Annotated in this window: 10 protein-coding genes; 3 read left to right on the top strand and 7 right to left on the bottom strand. The window is 37.5% G+C overall.

Annotated features, from left to right (window positions below; translation table 11 throughout):
* The first annotated feature begins 27 nt into the window (after positions 1–27).
* On the top strand, positions 28–924 hold the full coding sequence (locus FFO06_RS06190) for an ROK family protein (RefSeq protein WP_137907256.1): 897 nt from the start codon (positions 28–30) through the stop codon (positions 922–924).
* Here the strand turns inward: FFO06_RS06190 and pyrG are convergent.
* Positions 921–2558 carry a CTP synthase gene (gene pyrG, locus FFO06_RS06185; RefSeq protein WP_137907255.1) on the bottom strand — a complete coding sequence of 546 codons (1638 nt, stop codon included), beginning with the start codon at positions 2556–2558 and terminating at the stop codon, positions 921–923. The genes FFO06_RS06190 and pyrG overlap by 4 nt on opposite strands.
* Before the next feature lie 159 nt (positions 2559–2717).
* Between pyrG and FFO06_RS06180 the strand changes: the two genes are divergently transcribed.
* Positions 2718–4523 (top strand): N-acetylmuramoyl-L-alanine amidase, encoded by a 1806-nt coding sequence (locus tag FFO06_RS06180; RefSeq protein WP_137907254.1) that lies wholly within the window; start codon positions 2718–2720, stop codon positions 4521–4523.
* Between the two features lie 127 nt (positions 4524–4650).
* On the opposite strand, the gene FFO06_RS06170 is transcribed toward FFO06_RS06180, so the two are convergent.
* The 5 genes from FFO06_RS06170 to FFO06_RS06150 all read right to left on the bottom strand — a co-directional run bounded on the left by FFO06_RS06170 (position 4651) and on the right by FFO06_RS06150 (position 13095).
* Positions 4651–5835 (bottom strand): DUF2252 domain-containing protein, encoded by a 1185-nt coding sequence (locus tag FFO06_RS06170; protein WP_137907252.1) that lies wholly within the window; start codon positions 5833–5835, stop codon positions 4651–4653.
* Positions 5836–6062: 227 nt separating this feature from the next.
* Positions 6063–6416, bottom strand: coding sequence for a KGK domain-containing protein (locus tag FFO06_RS06165; protein WP_137907251.1), 354 nt, complete (start codon positions 6414–6416; stop codon positions 6063–6065).
* 78 nt (positions 6417–6494) lie between these two features.
* A complete protein-coding gene (locus tag FFO06_RS06160) occupies positions 6495–8879 on the bottom strand; it encodes a dynamin family protein (protein WP_137907250.1) in 2385 nt (794 codons plus the stop codon).
* Positions 8880–8933: 54 nt separating this feature from the next.
* Positions 8934–11435: a U32 family peptidase gene (locus tag FFO06_RS06155; protein ID WP_137907249.1), complete on the bottom strand. Its 2502-nt coding sequence runs from the start codon at positions 11433–11435 to the stop codon at positions 8934–8936.
* A 214-nt stretch (positions 11436–11649) separates the two neighbouring features.
* Positions 11650–13095, bottom strand: a complete 1446-nt coding sequence (locus FFO06_RS06150) for a glycoside hydrolase family 13 protein (RefSeq protein WP_137907248.1) — start codon at positions 13093–13095, stop codon at positions 11650–11652.
* A 114-nt stretch (positions 13096–13209) separates the two neighbouring features.
* Between FFO06_RS06150 and smc the strand changes: the two genes are divergently transcribed.
* The gene (smc, locus tag FFO06_RS06145; RefSeq protein ID WP_137907247.1) at positions 13210–16800 is read left to right on the top strand and encodes a chromosome segregation protein SMC; all 3591 of its coding nucleotides are present in this window, start codon (positions 13210–13212) and stop codon (positions 16798–16800) included.
* 35 nt (positions 16801–16835) lie between these two features.
* Here smc and FFO06_RS06140 read toward each other — a convergent pair whose 3' ends face one another.
* Positions 16836–17990 carry an acyltransferase family protein gene (locus FFO06_RS06140; RefSeq protein ID WP_137907246.1) on the bottom strand — a complete coding sequence of 385 codons (1155 nt, stop codon included), beginning with the start codon at positions 17988–17990 and terminating at the stop codon, positions 16836–16838.
* Positions 17991–18140 lie beyond the last annotated feature (150 nt).

Below are 18140 nucleotides of genomic sequence, written 5' to 3'. Positions count from 1 at the left end.
TGATAACGGACAACGGATAACGGACTAATGACAAAACAAGTAATTGGTATTGATTTAGGAGGAACTGGGATTAAGTTGGGACGTTTTACAGCAAATGGTAATTGTTTGCAATCTTTATCTGTAGATACTCCCCAACCTGCAACACCTGAAGCTGTATTATCGGCTATAGTAGATGCTATAGCGGAAATTGACCCTAATCAGGAAACTATCGCTATCGGTTTAGGTACTCCTGGACCTGCTGATGCTGCGGGAAGAGTTGCCAAAGTTGCTATTAATCTGGTAGGATGGGATAATGTACCTTTGGCAGATTGGTTAGAAGCTAAAACTGGTAAACCGACAATTTTGGCTAATGATGCTAATTGTGCTGGTTTAGGAGAAGCTTGGTTAGGTGCTGGCCGCAATTTCCCCAATTTGATTTTACTGACTTTGGGGACTGGAGTTGGTGGGGCAATTATTCTCGATGGTAAATTATTTGTGGGACATCAAGGAGCAGCAGCAGAATTAGGTTTAATTACCTTAAATCCTGATGGACCAATGTGCAATAGTGGCAATCAAGGTTCTTTAGAACAATATACTTCCATTGCTGCTATCCGTCGCCGTACAGGCAAAGAACCAGCGGAGTTAGGCGCACTTGCCAAAATTGGAGACCAAAAAGCCTTGACTTTCTGGCAAGAATATGGTAGAGATTTAGGAAGAGGTTTAACAAGTTTACTCTATGTGCTGACACCCCAGGCAATTATTATTGGTGGTGGTGTGAGCGCGAGTTTTCAGTTTTTCTTACCTGCATTACAAGCAGAAATCGAAAAACGGGTTTTACCAACTTCCCGCGCAGGGTTACAAATTCTTCCAGCAGAATTAGGAAATGCAGCGGGAATGGTGGGTGCTGCTAAATTAGCATTGACAATGCTAATAATGGAAAATTAAGATACTTTGACTGGCTTTGGTATATTCGTAGTAGAATGGGTTTGAGAAATAGCAGCGGTTATAAATCCTTTAAATAAAGGATGGGGTGCGTTGGGGCGAGATTGAAATTCAGGGTGAAATTGACAAGCGATAAAAAATGGGTGTTTGGAATATTCGACTATTTCCACTAGTCTACCATCGGGAGATGTACCGCTGACCAAATAACCAGAATCTAATAACTGGTTTCGGTAAACATTGTTAAACTCATAACGGTGACGGTGGCGTTCATAAATAACTTCTTCTTGATAAAGTTGGAAAGCGAGAGTGTTGGGAAGTATCCGACAGGGATAAAGTCCCAAGCGCATTGTTCCGCCTAAATCTACTACGTCTTGTTGTTCTGGTAAAAGATTAATAACCGGATCATTGGTGTTTGGATCAAATTCAGCACTATTGGCATGAGATAGACCTTCGACATTTCTAGCCCATTCAATCACAGAACACTGCATTCCTAAGCATAACCCTAAAAAGGGAATTTGCCGGTCGCGGGCGTATTTAATGGCCGCAATTTTCCCATCTATGCCTCGACTACCAAAACCGCCGGGAACTATGATACCATCTACACCGGATAAATAGTTTTCTGCTGGTTCAGTTTCCAGGGCTTCGGAATTTACCCACCGCAGACGCAAATCACCGTGGGTAGCAATAGCCGCATGACGTAAGGATTCAACTACGGAAAGGTAGGCATCACTTAACCGGACATACTTACCAACAATGGCGATTTCGACGCTGTATTTGGGAGTATACATTCGTTCTACCATAGTTTCCCATTCTTGTAAATTGGGTTGACGTTGTTCCATTTGCAACAAATCAAGGACTTGTTCTGCTAGTCCTTCCCGTTCTAAAATTACTGGTACTTCATAGATACTACGAGCGTCTGGGGCAGGAATTACGCATTCTACAGCTACGTCGCAAAATTCTGATAACTTTTGTTTCAAACCTACAGGAATGGGGCGATCGCTGCGACATACTAGAATATCTGGTTGAATGCCAATTGATCTCAATTCCTTAACAGAGTGCTGAGTGGGTTTGGTTTTCATTTCCCCTGCTGAAGCAATCCAAGGCAATAGAGTAACGTGCATATATAGAACATTGCGCCGGCCGACTTCCTTGCGTAATTGACGAATTGCTTCTAAAAACGGTAGTGATTCAATATCACCCACCGTACCGCCAATTTCTGTAATTACCGCAGAAGGATTAGTTTCTTTAGCAACTCTGACAATTCGGTCTTTAATTTCATTGGTAATGTGGGGAATTACTTGAACAGTGCCACCATTATAGTCTCCTCGGCGTTCCTTATTAATAACTGACTGATAAATCAAGCCAGTAGTAACACTGTTTAGGCGAGACATAGATGTATCCGTAAACCGTTCATAATGTCCCAAATCTAAATCCGTTTCTGCACCGTCTTGGGTAACAAAAACTTCCCCATGCTGAAAAGGACTCATGGTGCCTGGATCAACGTTAATATAGGGGTCAAGTTTGAGAATGGAAACGGAATAATCCCGGGATTTGAGCAAACGACCCAGACTTGCTGCTACAATGCCTTTACCAATACTGGAAACAACGCCTCCAGTCACAAAGATAAACTTAGTCATAGTATTTTCAATTGCTAGTAACTTGTAAAAATAGATTTTCGTCCCTAGTGAGAATTTGTGTAGACGATTTGAGAAGCTTGTATGCGGGATGAATTGACGTTTTATTTCATCTTCCCCATTTTGCCACAGTTCCTACTCTGAAAACCCTTGTATTTGTCCATGAAAAAACTTTTAGGATTATTAGGATTAGTATTATTTAATTTTTTATTCACCTCCTGGGTTGCATTAGCGCGAGAATCACTTTTAGTAGTTTTTCCCCCCACAAACTACCAAACCAGCACAGAAAAAATATTTTTTATTGGTACTGCGCCACCGGCAGGACAAGTTTTAATTAATGGTAAAGTGATTAAACGTAGCCAGTCTGGGCATTTTTCCCCCAGTTTTCCCTTGCAATTAGGAGAAAATATATTTAAAGTCCGTTACCAAAATCAAGAACGAGAGCTTAAAATTAACAGGGTATCTACTCAACCTGAGTTACCCCAAGGTTTAGGCTTTGCCAAAAACTCCTTGACTCCTGCTGTGGATATTGCCAGATTACCAGGAGAATTAATTTGTTTTAGTGCAGTTGCGCCGCCTCAAGCTACTATCTGGGTTAATCTGGTAAATCAAAATCTAGTAAATCAAAATATTGCCCTTTTACCTCAACCATCATTTGCACAATTACCTCCTAATTCGAGTATTTTAACAGGTTTCAATCAGCCTAATCGTTCTAGTCTTAGCAAATACCAAGGTTGTACAACAGTCACAAATGCTGCTGATTTAGGAAAACCTGAATTTAATTTACAACTGAATGATCAAAGAATAACTCAAACTGGGTTAGGAAAAATCGAAATTCTGTCCCCAGCACAGTTAGCAGTTGCAGAAATTACATCAGAATTAGGCGTTACTCGCACAGGACCCGGTACAGATTATTCACGACTGACTCCCTTACCTAAGGGGACTATGACGACGGTAACGGGTAAAGAAGGTGAATGGCTGCGTTTAGACTATGGCGCTTGGATTAATAGCAAAGAGACTAAAATTATAGCAGGTGCTGTTGCACCACAGACAGTGATTCGCAGTGTGGGCTATCGGCAACTAAATACAGCCACAGAGATGATTTTTCCTTTAGAAATTGCTGTTCCTGTGAGTGTAGAACAGGGAAATAATTTCTTGACTCTCACCCTTTACAATACTACTGCCCAAACAGATACAATTCGCCTAGATGATAACCCCCTCATTTCTCGCCTAGATTGGCATCAGGTAAGCCCTCAACAGGTGAAATACACCTTTAACCTCAAAAATATCCAACAGTGGGGTTATAAGCTGAGATATGACAATACAACTCTAGTTTTAACTTTACGTCATCCCCCCCATTTTCCCCAGATCAAACGCCGACCTTTATCTGGTATCAAGATTGTACTTGATCCAGGCCATGGTGGTAAAGAATCTGGTGCTAGTGGACCAAATGGGTATTTAGAAAAAGATGTGAATTTGGTAATTTCTAAATTGCTGCGGGATGAATTGGTGAAGCGCGGCGCTAAGGTGGTAATGACTAGAGAAGATGATCGAGATCTATCTTTGGTAGAACGTCAGGTAATTATTAATACAGAAGAACCAGCGATCGCTCTTTCCATCCATCATAACTCTTTACCGGATAATGGTGATGCGGAAAATACTAAAGGATTTGGTACTTTTTGGTATCATCCCCAGTCCCACAGCATGGCGGTATTTTTGCAAAATTACGTAGTTACCAATCTCCGTAGACCTCACTATGGTGTATTTTGGAATAATTTAGCTTTGACTCGTCCCAGTGTTGCACCTGCGGTATTATTGGAGTTGGGTTTTATGAGTAATCCCTATGAATTTGAGGAGATAGTTAATCCCCAAGCACAGCGGAAAATGGCGCGTACCTTAGCTGAGGGGATAACTAAGTGGTTTAAAGAGATTTATCTAACCACAGAGGCACAGAGAACACGGAGGTAAGAGGTAAGGTGGTCTGGTTTGGCTAGGTGTCAAAATGTCACCGCAGCAGCTTTGACATTGATATTTATCTCTTTGAACAATGTAGTTTCTGACTTCTGGAGGTATGGGAATGGGTGCGGAATGTGGGTTATATTGATTGACGAAATTCTTGAAAATCTTGGTTGACTTTTTGAGAGTAGTAAACTGCATATTCTAAAATAGAATTATGCCAGGAAGATTGACCAAAATTAATTAATTCATCAGCAATTGCAGAACCTTGTCTCCCTCCACTGCGTAATTGGTCCCAAGCTGTTACTTGAGCCATTGTTTCAATTAATTTTTGCAAACGCCCTAATTTTCTATCCCAAGCTTGTAGATTTACTGCATCTTCTTCTGGTTGTAATTCTCGTAAAAGATAGGATTTATCACTATCATTTATTGCTTCTAATAATGCTCGAGAAGTTCCTTGTAAACGTTGTTGAATAGCGACAACTCTTTTAGCTGGAGTTTCCCATTGTGGCTGAGAAACTGGTAAATAAGGCTGTAAAGAACTGGATTGAGTTTCTTTAAAATCTAGTAAATAATTTTCATCGGGAGAACCATTACCTTCTACCAAAATGATATAACGTTCTAAACCTAAACTACCAGTACCAGCTATGCGTTTTTGAATATCTAGAATTTGATAAAAATCGGCATTTTGATTTGTAGTATGATGCCAATTTTTAATTAATTTCTCAACATTTTCTTGTTCGGCTGCTGTTGCTGGAATAATCCGCTTATTATCAACAATTAACCGCCGTTTACCTTTCTTTTCTTGAGTACGTTTATTTAAGAAATCAGCACGATTTCGTTTTTTTAAACTTTCCAATAAATCTTTAACTAAACCTTTAGCAGTTTCTTTTTCTACGGTTTTAGCTTTTCCTTTGGACAAAGTTTGTGAATAAGTTTTGAGATAAAGTTGACTTAAATTTAGAGATTCTTTTTCATCTATTCCCAAAGTACGAGAACCCACAATAATACTCGTAATAAATCTCACTATTTCCCAAGTACAAGGTGCGATAACGGCTTCATCAAAATCATTAATATCAAAATAAACTAAACGATTGTCACCTTTATAACTACCGAAATTTTCTAAATGTAGGTCTCCACAAATCCAAGTTAGAGGTGCTAAATTCATCCCGGAATTTTGAGAAAGGTCTTCATAAAATAAATGACAAGTTCCGCGAAAGAAAGAAAATGGATCAGTAGCGAGTTTCTTGTATTTTAATTTTAATAATTCTGGGTTGCGTCCGTTGTTGAATTTTTCGATTCTGGTTTTGATGTTGTTTGACATAGATTTATATTGTCTGAATCAAGATATCTAGGATTTACAGGATGTGGTTTGGTGTTTATATTTTTATTTTTCAACACCTTCACTAATTATCTAATTATATTAATAAGTATATTATTAATTATTGATTGTAACATAAATTCACCTTTTATAAAATCCTGATTTAGACAATTGAGACGATGAGAAATCGCGTCTACACAAACAAAGTCCACCTGCGTGGACTAATTTATTTATGATGTAGCTTCGTTGTATCTACGTCGTACTTCATCAAGGGGTGATTCTGGTTCGTCAGGACAAAATTCTAGACAAACTTTCATTCTTAATTTTCCTTTTTGCCAATTTTTACTAGGTTTTAAAATCTGACAATCTACACCATTATTTATCCAATCATCGGGGTTTTTAACAGATGGTAGAACACGACTCTTTATACGTTCTAGTTCATGGTTTAAGTGCTTTAAACTACCGTTATCTAAGATTACTTTTGATAAAGCTATATCTAATTGACTGGCTTTAAAAATATAACCATCAAAATCAATCACAACATCACTTTGTTCAAAATCTATAATTTTAAAATTATCTTCCATTTCTTTCTTACCCTTTGTTCTCTGTGCGAAACATCAAAATTAGGTGAACACAGAAAAACCCCGCATTCACCAAAAACATTATACTTCTTCTTCACCAATTATCGGCAGTAAATGTTCATATAACTGCATAGCTTGTAAACAGCCATTAATTCCCGCAACTGCTGTATTATATGCCGCAATTTTTCCCTCAACCTGACTTAACAAACGTTGATTATTGGCAATTTTTTCCCCTGCTTCTTGTTGCAATGTTTTCTCTAAATAAGCCCGGGCTTGGGGATATTGTTGTAATATCTCATCTGCTTGTTTTTCTCCCATTGGTAATAACTGAGTTTTAATAGTTTGGTTGATAGTTTGACGGAAAGATTGACGAATAGTATGGGAAACTTTCGGTTCAAAATCTAACTTTAATAATTGTCTAATTGCAGGTTCAGCCTCAACTATACTTTCTGCATCATACGCTTGGGAAGTTTGTTCTAACACTTGTCGAAATTGATAGATAGAAAAAGTTCGTTCATTATAAAATCTAGGGCTTTCTCTGACAAAGCGATCGCATTCAACACTAGCACTATTTACTAAAGTTTGAGTAATCAGTTTTTCTATTTCTTTTATCTGTGATTCAATTCCTCCATCATTACCTAACAAACGATATAATTGACGGTAATATTCTGATTGTCTAATTTTTGCCATTAATTGTTGGAATAGATTACTAATTACTTGTTGACAAGATGCTATTAAAATATCTTCCAACTGATTTGACAGGTAATAAAAAGCCTCTACTAAAATAGCTAATAAGGGTGCAGTTGCGTTTCTAGGATGACTTAAAGTCGCACGTCGGTAAGCTTCTGCAACGGAAAAGGTATTTAGTAATTCATCTAGACGACGAACCATGCGTGATTGTAATTGTCGAAAATCTGTTTCAAATTCTTGACAATTATTGTTAATAATTTTGTTGACTTGATCATGAATATGTTGATTAAATTCTTTGCCAATTTGTTGGAGTTGCTGATTTAATTTTTGCAACTCATATTCTTTCATACTTTCGATTTCTCGCGGTTGACTATCTAAATCAATTTGCACACTTTGATAGTGGTTCTTGAGTTTGATACAAATATCTTCTAAATCATCTGCGAGGTTTTTAAATAATTGTGGACGTTTTTCTTCTGTGAGATAGCGAGTAATTGATGTACGAAATTCTTCAATTCCACTATCTTGAATGAGTTGGTTAATTAATGGTGTTCCCTGTTCGCTTAAAATTCTCACATAGTTGCTATTAGAAGTTTCATAACCATGGAGAGAAATTCTAAATTGACTGGGAGAAAGTTTACCTGAAGCAACGCAGTAGCGATTAAATTCATTGACAAATTGTGGTGTTTCTTCTTTCCCGTCTAAACCTTTAACACTTTCTGCAAAAATCGAATCTAATCCAAATCTATCCTGTGTGCTTGTTTTTTTCAGTTGACTTCCGTAAAATCCTAACAAACCACTGGTTTTATAAACTCTGTTACTATCTCGAAATTGACTATTAATTAGATCTTCTAATCTTTGTCTGAGTTGATTATTGTACCAAGTTTCATCAATGCGGTTAAAGATATAAAAAACTCTGTCTCTTATCCCTGCATTTTCCCGCATTGTTTCTAACAGTTCAGTTTCTTCTTTGGTCATGTCTCCCGCTGACGCAGGTTTGAGAACACAAACTACTGCTGAGGTTTCTGAATCTTGAATTTTTCTATAAGTTAATACTGCATCTTTTTCGACTGGTGCATCAATTCCTGGTGTGTCAATAATGACGTTACCATCTTCTAAAAGAGGATGATAACAATAGTATTCAATCCGTTTTAAAACCGCGCTATTACTACCTCTGCGTGCATATCCTGCGGCTTCTTTGAGGTTGGTAAAATTAAATTGTTCCATTGAAAAGGTTGCATTATTAAAGCTGTTAATTCTTTCTTTGTTTGCAACATATCCTGCTAATAGTAAAATCAATGCTTTTGCTTGTTTTGCACGTTCTGATTTACTTTCTCCACCTTCTTGTTGAATAATTGCTGTACAATCTTGATGTAATAAATCAATTACATCTTGTTTATTGATATTGTCCACGGTATTAAATCCCAATTGTTGACATAAAAACACCGCTTGTTCTTGAATTTCTGCTGCACTCAAAAAGGTTAAAACAACTCTTTCTGAATCTGCTGGTGCATATTCAATTTTACATTCTGTGCCTGTTGCGTGTCCTTCTGCACTATATAATAATTCTCTCTCTAATAGTGCATTAATCAACATTGATTTACCCGCACTAAAAGCACCAGCAAAGACAATTTCAAACTTGGGAGAAATGGCTTTATCTAAGGAAATTTGCACTGGTGTAATGTCTTGAGAACGTAAAGCTGTTTCTTGGTGTAAAAGTTGGAGAATAGATTCAACTTGTGCTTGTAATTGCTGACATTGAGGGATTAGACTTGACATAGAAAGTAGTAAACAAGGTTTATCAGCATTGTAATACTACTTATCACAGTTTAGCTACATTATCCCCAATGCACCACGAGTTACACCTAATTGGTTTTGTAGCTTCAATTCTCTCCAGAGTTGGGAACCAATGATTTCTCCTTGCAGTAATTTTTGATAACTTTGTATTGTTTTTTGTACTTGTTCTGGTGTTTCGTTGACAAATTCAATGCGGAAGTGCTGTAAACCCAATTCTATCAACCGTTGTACATATTCTGCCCCGGTTTGTGCTGTACTATTATATACTGTATTTCTACATCCTGCGTCTGCTTTGAGAATGTGTTCACTACCTACCCTGTCCCTAATTGTAACTGCTTGTGTTTCGCAAGGTCTACCGCAATTGGTGTAATCTGTTCCTGTAGATAAAAAGGCACAAAATACGCAATGTTCCATGTGAAACATGGGGATATGTTGATGTATTGTGACTTCAAAGTTTGACGCTGGATAATTGGTAATTAAATGTTGAAGTTGGTTAATATTTAGGTCGTAAGATGCTGTTAATCTTTCTAAATTAAAGCGGTTTTTAAAGTAATCTGCGGTTAAGGGATTAGCAATATTTAGAGAGAAATCACCAATACATCTTTCTGTGGTAAAGTATTCTAATTGATCATAATTTCTGATTAAATAACCATCAGCTTGAGAAGCGTGAACTTGTTTTAAAATCCAGGTTTCTCCGGGTTTGGTTATGCGAGGTGGTGTAACGAAAATGCTGATTTCTGCTTGAGATTCTCGCACCATTTTTACTGCTGCTTTATAGTTGCGTGGATCTTCAAATTCACAATATATGGTTTTGATATTTGCTGTTAATACTGCTTGTAATTGTGCGATATTTCTGACTAAAACAATCAAAGAAGGAGACGCGGAGACATCTGTAGATTTAGAAATAGTAGACTTAGAAATAATTAAATCTTGCCATTTTGCGTGATGATTTAATTGCCAAAGTTTGGGTTTACTTCTCAATTCTTCTAATTTACTGACTATTTCCCGACGCATTCGGTTTAATTCACTCACGGGTAACATAATATTACCGTTGAGATGATCTATGAAATTATCTAAATGAAAAGGTGTATTTCCTAAGCGTCCAAATTGTTCTTTTAATCTTTCTTTAGAGAGAGGTTTTGTATGTGCTTCGACTATGAATATTGCTGATTCTACCTGAACAATATTACTCAATTCATCACGACATACGGCTATTAATTTTTCTCCAATTTCTCCATATACTTCTATATTTATAGGTCTGGTAAATTGGGGATTTTCTCCGGTATAACTTTGACGAATTTGTTTATCTAATTCTGGGTCGTTGGTTTTCCAAACTTTATCACCTATATGGATACTATGGAAATTTAAATCATTTTTGCCAAAGGTTAATATTGTATCTTGACCATTTTTAATAACTGCATATATTCTTCCCCCTTCTTCTTTCCTTTCTGGGTGTCCACAATCAAAAACAATCCCATCTCCCGGTTTAACGGGTGCTGCTAATTTGACTGTTATTTCTGCATTTCTAATCCGAGTCACTTCTCCTAAATAAACACCCCGTTTTTTACCAAATCTTCCATGTACTAATTCTTGATTATTAATTCCCTCAAACCAACCTGTATATAGTCCGCGAGAAAATGCCATTTCTAAATCATATTGGTCTTTTTCTCTATGAGAAAATGTCTCTATGTGAGTTTTGATAATTTGATTTAAGGCTTGACGATAAACGCGAGTTACATTAGCAACATATTCTGGTGCTTTTAAACGTCCTTCAATTTTTAAAGAAGTAATTCCAGATTTGACTAATTCTGGTAAAACTTCCAAACCTGCTAAATCTTGAGGACTTAATAAATATTTGCGATTACCTAAATTCACAACTTCCCCATTAGTAATTAAATCATAAGGCATTCTGCAAGCTTGAGCGCATTCTCCTCGATTTGCGGAACGTCCTCCTAATGCTTCGCTGGTTAAACATTGTCCAGAATATGCGACGCACAAAGCACCGTGAACGAAAACCTCTAAGGGTAAGGCAGTATTTTTTGATAATATTTGTGCTTGAATTTTATTAATTTCTAAAATTGAACATTCCCGCGCTAAAACTACTAGTTGACAACCCAAAGATTTAGCGAATTGTACCCCCGCTGCACTAGTTATAGTCATCTGTGTTGAAGCGTGTATGGGAAAGTCCGGGGAAAGATGACGAATTAGCCGACAAATACCCACGTCCTGAACGATGACAGCATCCACACCAGCAGAAATGATAGTTTTGAGGTATTGCTGTGCTTCTGTTAGTTCCTGGGGAAAAATCAGGGTATTCAGAGTGATATAGCCTTTGACTCCCCGCAGGTGCAGAAATTCCATTAATTCCGGTAAATCTGCTGCTGTGAAATTTTCAGCCCGCATTCTGGCGTTAAATTTTTCTAAACCAAAATAAATCGCATCTGCACCATTTTCTACGGCTGCTTTCGCGCATTCCCAGTTACCAGCGGGTGCTAGGAGTTCGGGGAGTTTAAGGGTAGGGGTGGTAGTGACTGTCATTTTAGTTACCTTAGGGTTGTATTGAGTTTATAGATTGTATCTAAATTGGGGGAAAGATGGTACATAACTAAATATTCACGACGAGAACTTAGTACCGCGCAGCATTCCCCCGGTTATTAGATTACCTACAATTTCCCTAAAAATATTATCCAATTTTAGATTTTGGATTTTAGATTTTGGATTTTAGATTTTGAATCTGCAATGGAAAATGGAATCAATGTAAAATTAAGCCACTACGGGAGGGAATAGTTAAACAAAGATGATCGCATTTCCATGATATATCTCCATTCCCAAATAAAACTTGATTGGGCTGATTTTGCAAGTTACTACAATCTATATTCACTGTTATAGATTCAGTTCCCACATTTACAGCAATAATTAATTCTTGATTTTCTAAGGTTCGTGCAAATATGTAAACTGTTGCTGCTGCGTAGAGTATCTGATAGTTACCAATTCGCAAAGCTGGGTAATTATTGCGGAGAGAAATTAATTGTTTGTGAGTATTGAAAATTCTCTGATTCCAGTTAGATTCTGGCGGAAAAACACGACGACAATCAGGATCTTTCCCTCCGGGTAAACCCACTTCATCACCATAGTAAATACTGGGCGCACCAGGAAAGGTAAATAATAGCAAGCTGCATAATTCTACACTGGTTTGATCGCCATTAGCAATGGTAATTAATCTAGATGTATCATGACTACCAAGTAAGTTTAGTTGGGTTAGTTGAATTTCCCAGGGATAAAGTTCTAAAAGGGCTTGCATTTTAGTAGCATATTCAGCCGCATCTAGGGCAGGATAGGGGTAATAACTGTTATATTTAACTTCTTCTAAAACGATGCGATCGCCCACTACAAAGGCTAGGACAGCCTGATTAAATAAATAATTAAGGACCCCATCAAATTGTGTACCATCGAGCCATTCACGGGCATCTGACCAGACTTCACCCACAATATAACCATGGGGATTAATACCTTTAACTCGTTGACGAAATTCCTGCCAAAAACCGGGGGTTTTAATCTCATAGGGTACATCTAAACGCCAACCATCAATACCAAATTCTAACCAATATTCAGCAATTTTCATGATATATTCTTTAACGTCTGGATGATCATGATTAAAGGTTGGTAAAGAACGGATACCAGCCCAAGAAACATAATTAGCTGGTAAATTACCATCATAGGGAGCAAGCGGCCAATTTTCAATTTTAAACCAATTTACCCAAGGAGAATTAGAGCCATTTTCTAAAACATCATGGAAAAAGAAAAACCCGCGACTAGAATGATTAAAAACACCATCAAGGACAACTTTCATATTACGATCATGGGCGGCATCTAGCAACTCTCTTAAAGCTTGATTTCCTCCCAACATTGGATCAACCTGATAATAATCATGGGTATGATAACGATGATTACTCGCAGATTGAAAAATGGGCGTAAAGTAAATAGCATTAACCCCTAAATCTTGGATATAATCTAATGATTCTAAAACTCCCCATAAGTCCCCTCCTTTATAACCTTGAATTGTCGGTATAGTATCCCAAGCTTCTAAATTACTATTATTTAAAAAGCTGGAACGGGAACGCTGACTTCTTGCAAATCTATCGGGAAATATTTGATAAAAAACCGCGTGTTTAACCCAATCTGGTGTTTGAATTTGCATAAAATTATCCAAGATGATCCAAGATTATTCAAGATGAACGGCGAAAATAGCAAAAGTATGTTATGATTACCTACAATACCCTGTTTTAACGAGTTTACAGTAATTAGTTCTATAATGGTATACGTCAAGCGCGTTGAACTTACCAATTTCAAATCCTTCGGTGGTACGACTTCTGTACCCCTGCTACCAGGTTGTACTGTCATATCTGGTCCTAATGGTTCTGGAAAATCAAATATTCTTGACGCTTTACTGTTTTGTTTAGGCCTGGCTAGTTCTAAGGGTATGCGGGCGGAACGTTTACCGGATTTAGTTAATAACGCTCAAAAACATCAGGGACGTTCTGCACTGGAAGCTAGTGTAACTGTAACTTTTGATATTTCGGATGTCTCTCGCACAGAAGCACAGACGCGAGGGGAGGAAGGGGAGGAAGGGGAGGAAGGGGAAGCAGAAGAAAATCCAAAATCCTCTGACTGGAGTGTTACCCGTCGGTTGCGGGTGTCTCAACAGGGTGGTTATACGTCTAATTATTATATTAATGGTGTAGCTTGTACTCTGACTGAGTTACATGAGGATTTGGAGAGATTGCGGATTTATCCTGAAGGTTATAATGTGGTTTTACAGGGTGATGTTACTAGTATTATCTCGATGAATGGGCGCGAACGTCGAGAAATTATTGATGAGTTGGCCGGGGTGGCAACTTATGATCGTAAGATTGTTCAAGCTAAGTCAACTTTGGATGAGGTGAAGGATCGGGAAGATAGTTGTCGTATTATTCAGAATGAATTGACTGTACAATGTGAGCGACTTTATCAAGATCAGGCTAAGGCTCAGAAGTATCAACAGCTACGGACGGAATTTCTGGAAAAGCAATCTTGGGAAGCGGTTCTATCTTGGCGTTCTCTGCAATTACAACAGGAAAAGCTGGTTTCACAGGTTGAAGAAGGCGATCGCAATTTCAGAGATTTTACTAATCAGTTAACAATAATTAATACCCAAATTGACGAGAAAAATACTGAACTAGAACAACGCAATCTCCGGGTTAAGGCTTTGGGTGAGGAGGAACTTTTAGCAGTTCAATCTCATCTTGCTACTCAAGAAGCGGAACGCAAACAACTCCAACGTCAGCACAAGGAGTTAGAAGCTCTTATTCAAGAATCTGGAAGGCGTTTAAATCAAACTTATCAGGAAATTCAACAATATCAACTCTCTTTAGAGGAAGCAATAGAAAAACATAATGTGGAAACGTTAAATACTGCGTCTCTACAAATAGAAAGAAATCATGCAGTAATAAATTTAGAAAATTCTCGTCAAGCTGCGGCGGAGGTTGCTAGTGCTTCGGAAGCTTGGGTACAACAACAAACGGAACTAAATCGGAATATAGAATCTTTACTACATATTCTTGAACCTCAACGCACGGAACAAGCTCAATTACAAGAACGCAATACTCAATTACAACTGCTGATTTCTGAACAATCTCAATTAATAGCCACTTTACAACCAGAATTAACTCAAAAACAAGTTGAATTTGCACAAGTCGAAACGGAATTTAATGCTGCTAGTTTACCTATTCAGAATTTAGCGGAAAATCTCACCGCCACAGAACAAGAGTTACAAATTCAACAAGATACTCAAAAGCGGCTTTTACAAGAACAACGGGAGAAACAACGTCAGTTAGATAAATTAGAAGCACAGACTCAAGCTCAACAAGAAATACAAGGAACACAAGCTAGTAAGGTAATTTTACAGTCAGAAATGCCCGGTTTGTGTGGTTTGGTGGTGCAGTTGGGGAAGGTTGAACCTAAGTATCAATTAGCATTGGAAACCGCTGCTGGTGGTCGGTTGGGATATATTGTTGTGGAAGATGATAATGTAGCCTCTGCGGGAATTGAACTCTTAAAACAAAAAAAGGCAGGAAGGGCGACTTTTTTACCTTTGAATAAGATTAAAGTCCCTAAATTTACTCAGGACGCAACTCTGCGTTTAGCTGATGGTTTTATTAATTATGCGGTAAATTTGGTAGAATGCGATCGCCGTTATCTAGATGTTTTTACGTATGTTTTTGGTAATACGGTGATTTTTGCTAGTCTTGCTCAAGCACGAAAAAATATCGGACTCTATCGCATTGTCACCCTACAAGGGGAATTACTAGAAACAAGTGGAGCAATGACGGGAGGTAGTAGTAGCCAGCGCTCCTCCTTGCGGTTTGAAAAAGGTGAAACTGGGGAAGGGGAAGAGGTAGGAAATTTAAAAACTCGCTTAATGGATATTGATCGGATTTTAGAACGTTGTGGAGAAGCTATTAATACTTTAGCAACTTCCATGAAAGCCCTGAGTCAAGAATTAACGGAAGCACGTCAAGCAAAGAGAGAACAACAATTATATTTAGAACAATTAAATAAAGAGATTAAGAATTTAACAAGCCAATTAGAAAATACTCGCGGTCAACTTTCCCAAAATACGGAAAAATTCACATCTGCACAATCCCGTTTAGAAGTTTTAAATCGGGAATTACCAGCACAAGAAACTCAATTACAACAATTGAGACTGATATTAACTGATTTAGAATCTTCCCAAACTCCCAAAGAATGGCAACAAATTCAAAGTACCATGAAAATGCAAGAGCAGGAATTGCAACAACGGGAAACAGCACTAAGGGATGGACAACAACAGTTAAAAAACTTAGAAAATCAACAACAGCGGTTACAAGAAAAAATAGAAGAATCCCAAGCGCGAGTTATTCAATATCAACAGGAAGAAACAAGCAGCAAACAGCAAATAGCAACAGTCAATAACCAAATTGAAGAATTAAATCATTTAATTGCTGTCAATGAGAGTAATTTGCAGAAATTGGCGGAAAATTTAGGAGAGGAGAAGAAAAATCGGGATCTGACAGAAACAGAATTGCGATCGCTCTTATTGCGTCAACAGCAATTACAATGGGAAATAGAGAAACTGGCACAAACCCAGGAAAAACGCCGAGAAGAGTTAACAGCGCTACAAACCCAGTTACGAGACTTAGGTGCAGAATTACCCAGTCCCCTGCCAGAAATTCCTGGTAAAGTTAATTTAGAGGACTTACAAAAAGAATTACGGAGTTTAAGCAAACGGTTACAGGCCATGGAACCTGTAAATATGTTAGCCTTGGAAGAATACGATAAAGTCAAAGGTCGTCTCCAAGAACTTACCGAAAAATTAGAGACCCTAGAAGGGGAACGAACAGAATTATTATTAAGAATTGAAAACTTTACCACGTTACGTCAAAAAGCATTTAAAGAAGCCTTCGACGCGGTCAACGAAAACTTTCAATCAATTTTCGCCATTTTATCAGACGGGGACGGTTATTTGCAACTAGATAATCCCGAAGATCCTTTTAACAGTAGCTTAAACCTAGTCGCGCACCCCAAAGGTAAACCCGTCCAACGTCTTGCTTCCATGTCTGGGGGGGAAAAATCCTTAACCGCGTTGAGTTTTATATTCTCCCTCCAGCGTTATCGTCCCTCCCCATTTTACGCCTTTGATGAGGTGGATATGTTTTTAGATGGGTCAAATGTGGAAAGGTTAGCGAGAATGATTAAACAACAAGCAGAACAAGCACAGTTTATAGTCGTGAGTTTGCGCCGGCCGATGATAGAATCAGCACAGCGGACAATTGGGGTGACTCAAGCTAGAGGTGCATATACTCAAGTTTTGGGTATTAAGTTATAATCATCTAATTAAGTGATAGGTAAGAAGTTTACCCATTACCCATTACCCGTTAAGAATTTCGGTAGAATCAGCTTTTTATATTTGTTCTTAATGAAATTCATAGCAGGATATTCAATAAATTTAGAAATTAGTATCGCTAGAGTTAGAGAACATACAATTGCTACTAAGATGCTAATATTAGGATTTATTTTATAGCTGTACAGAGTTTTAATGATTACATAACCTATATTTTGGTGGATGAGATAGAGGCTATAAGATATATTACCAAGAAAAAGCAGCGGTTTGAGTTTTATAAATCCTAGATAACCTTGAATTGCTAAATAGAAAATTACGACAAAAGCAGCTACAAAAATTGTTGTATTCCACGAACTTTCCTGGGTATAAGCTATTCTTTGAACGAGTACACAAACCAGTAGTATTATACATCGCCAAAAAGACAATCCACTGCGTTTAATTAAATATAAAGTAATGCCTAAAATAAATAAATGAGCATAATTAAAGATAAATATCTTCGCAAAAATATATTGTATGTTTATTCCCAATTCCGGTATTTTTCCTACTAAATTTACGAGCATTAATTGAGGAGTATCATCATGATTAAAAAAGTTAATATGAGAAGTTAATTTTGTGAGTAAACTCCAACGAGCTATATAGGTCTTAAAAGCATAGAAAGTTGTTAGTGATAGCCACACAAGGCTGATTAAGCTGATATTCTTTAATTGACCTAGTTTGTAAACTGTAAACATCAATATATAGAAAGAAAGTTCAATACTTAACGTCCAGTAAACACCATCTACCTGCGGAATATTAAGAAAATCCTGGAGCATTGTTAAATTGAATAAAGCTTGAAAAATATTCACCTCTCTCGTTGGAAGTTGTTTGCTAAAAGCAACAACTAAAAAAGTCATAATAATAGCAGCCCAGTAAACAGGATAAAGACGGGATAAACGTCCAACGATAAAATCTAAACCTCTTTTAGTGTTCTCTAGTGACATCAGAATCACGAAACCACTAATAATAAAAAATAATTCCACGCCATGTCGTCCAGATCCAAAGTCAAAATATAAATCTTGCGAATGCTTGAATAGATTTGAATAGTGCGTAGTATAGTGAAATAAAACAACGCTAAAGGCTGCGATACCTCGCAAAGCATCCAGTTCTAAAAATCGAGTTTTAATTTTTTCGCTCATGATTTTTCTAAAAACAATTATTGTAACAATACCTTACTTTGTGCATCTACTTTTCGAGGGGTACTTCTGAATAATAGGATGATTTTGGATGTAGTGGGATTCCTAGGTCGCGCTTCGCTATCACCGATCCTGTAGGGTGCGTTAATGAAA

This window comes from Dolichospermum planctonicum, from assembly GCF_005402965.1.
Lineage (GTDB): Bacteria > Cyanobacteriota > Cyanobacteriia > Cyanobacteriales > Nostocaceae > Dolichospermum > Dolichospermum planctonicum.
The sequence above is the reverse complement of the archived record's forward strand: the minus strand, read 5'-3'. Positions and strand labels throughout refer to the sequence as shown.

What these genes read in the sequence shown, in the direction of transcription:
- FFO06_RS06190 (WP_137907256.1), top strand. Translation starts at nt 28, where the DNA reads ATGACAAAACAAGTAATTGGTATTGATTTAGGAGGAACTGGGATTAAG.
- FFO06_RS06165 (WP_137907251.1), bottom strand. Translation starts at nt 6,416, where the DNA reads ATGGAAGATAATTTTAAAATTATAGATTTTGAACAAAGTGATGTTGTG.
- FFO06_RS06180 (WP_137907254.1), top strand. Translation starts at nt 2,718, where the DNA reads ATGAAAAAACTTTTAGGATTATTAGGATTAGTATTATTTAATTTTTTA.
- FFO06_RS06155 (WP_137907249.1), bottom strand. Translation starts at nt 11,435, where the DNA reads ATGACAGTCACTACCACCCCTACCCTTAAACTCCCCGAACTCCTAGCA.
- FFO06_RS06140 (WP_137907246.1), bottom strand. Translation starts at nt 17,990, where the DNA reads ATGAGCGAAAAAATTAAAACTCGATTTTTAGAACTGGATGCTTTGCGA.
- FFO06_RS06170 (WP_137907252.1), bottom strand. Translation starts at nt 5,835, where the DNA reads ATGTCAAACAACATCAAAACCAGAATCGAAAAATTCAACAACGGACGC.
- smc (WP_137907247.1), top strand. Translation starts at nt 13,210, where the DNA reads ATGGTATACGTCAAGCGCGTTGAACTTACCAATTTCAAATCCTTCGGT.
- FFO06_RS06160 (WP_137907250.1), bottom strand. Translation starts at nt 8,879, where the DNA reads ATGTCAAGTCTAATCCCTCAATGTCAGCAATTACAAGCACAAGTTGAA.
- FFO06_RS06150 (WP_137907248.1), bottom strand. Translation starts at nt 13,095, where the DNA reads ATGCAAATTCAAACACCAGATTGGGTTAAACACGCGGTTTTTTATCAA.
- pyrG (WP_137907255.1), bottom strand. Translation starts at nt 2,558, where the DNA reads ATGACTAAGTTTATCTTTGTGACTGGAGGCGTTGTTTCCAGTATTGGT.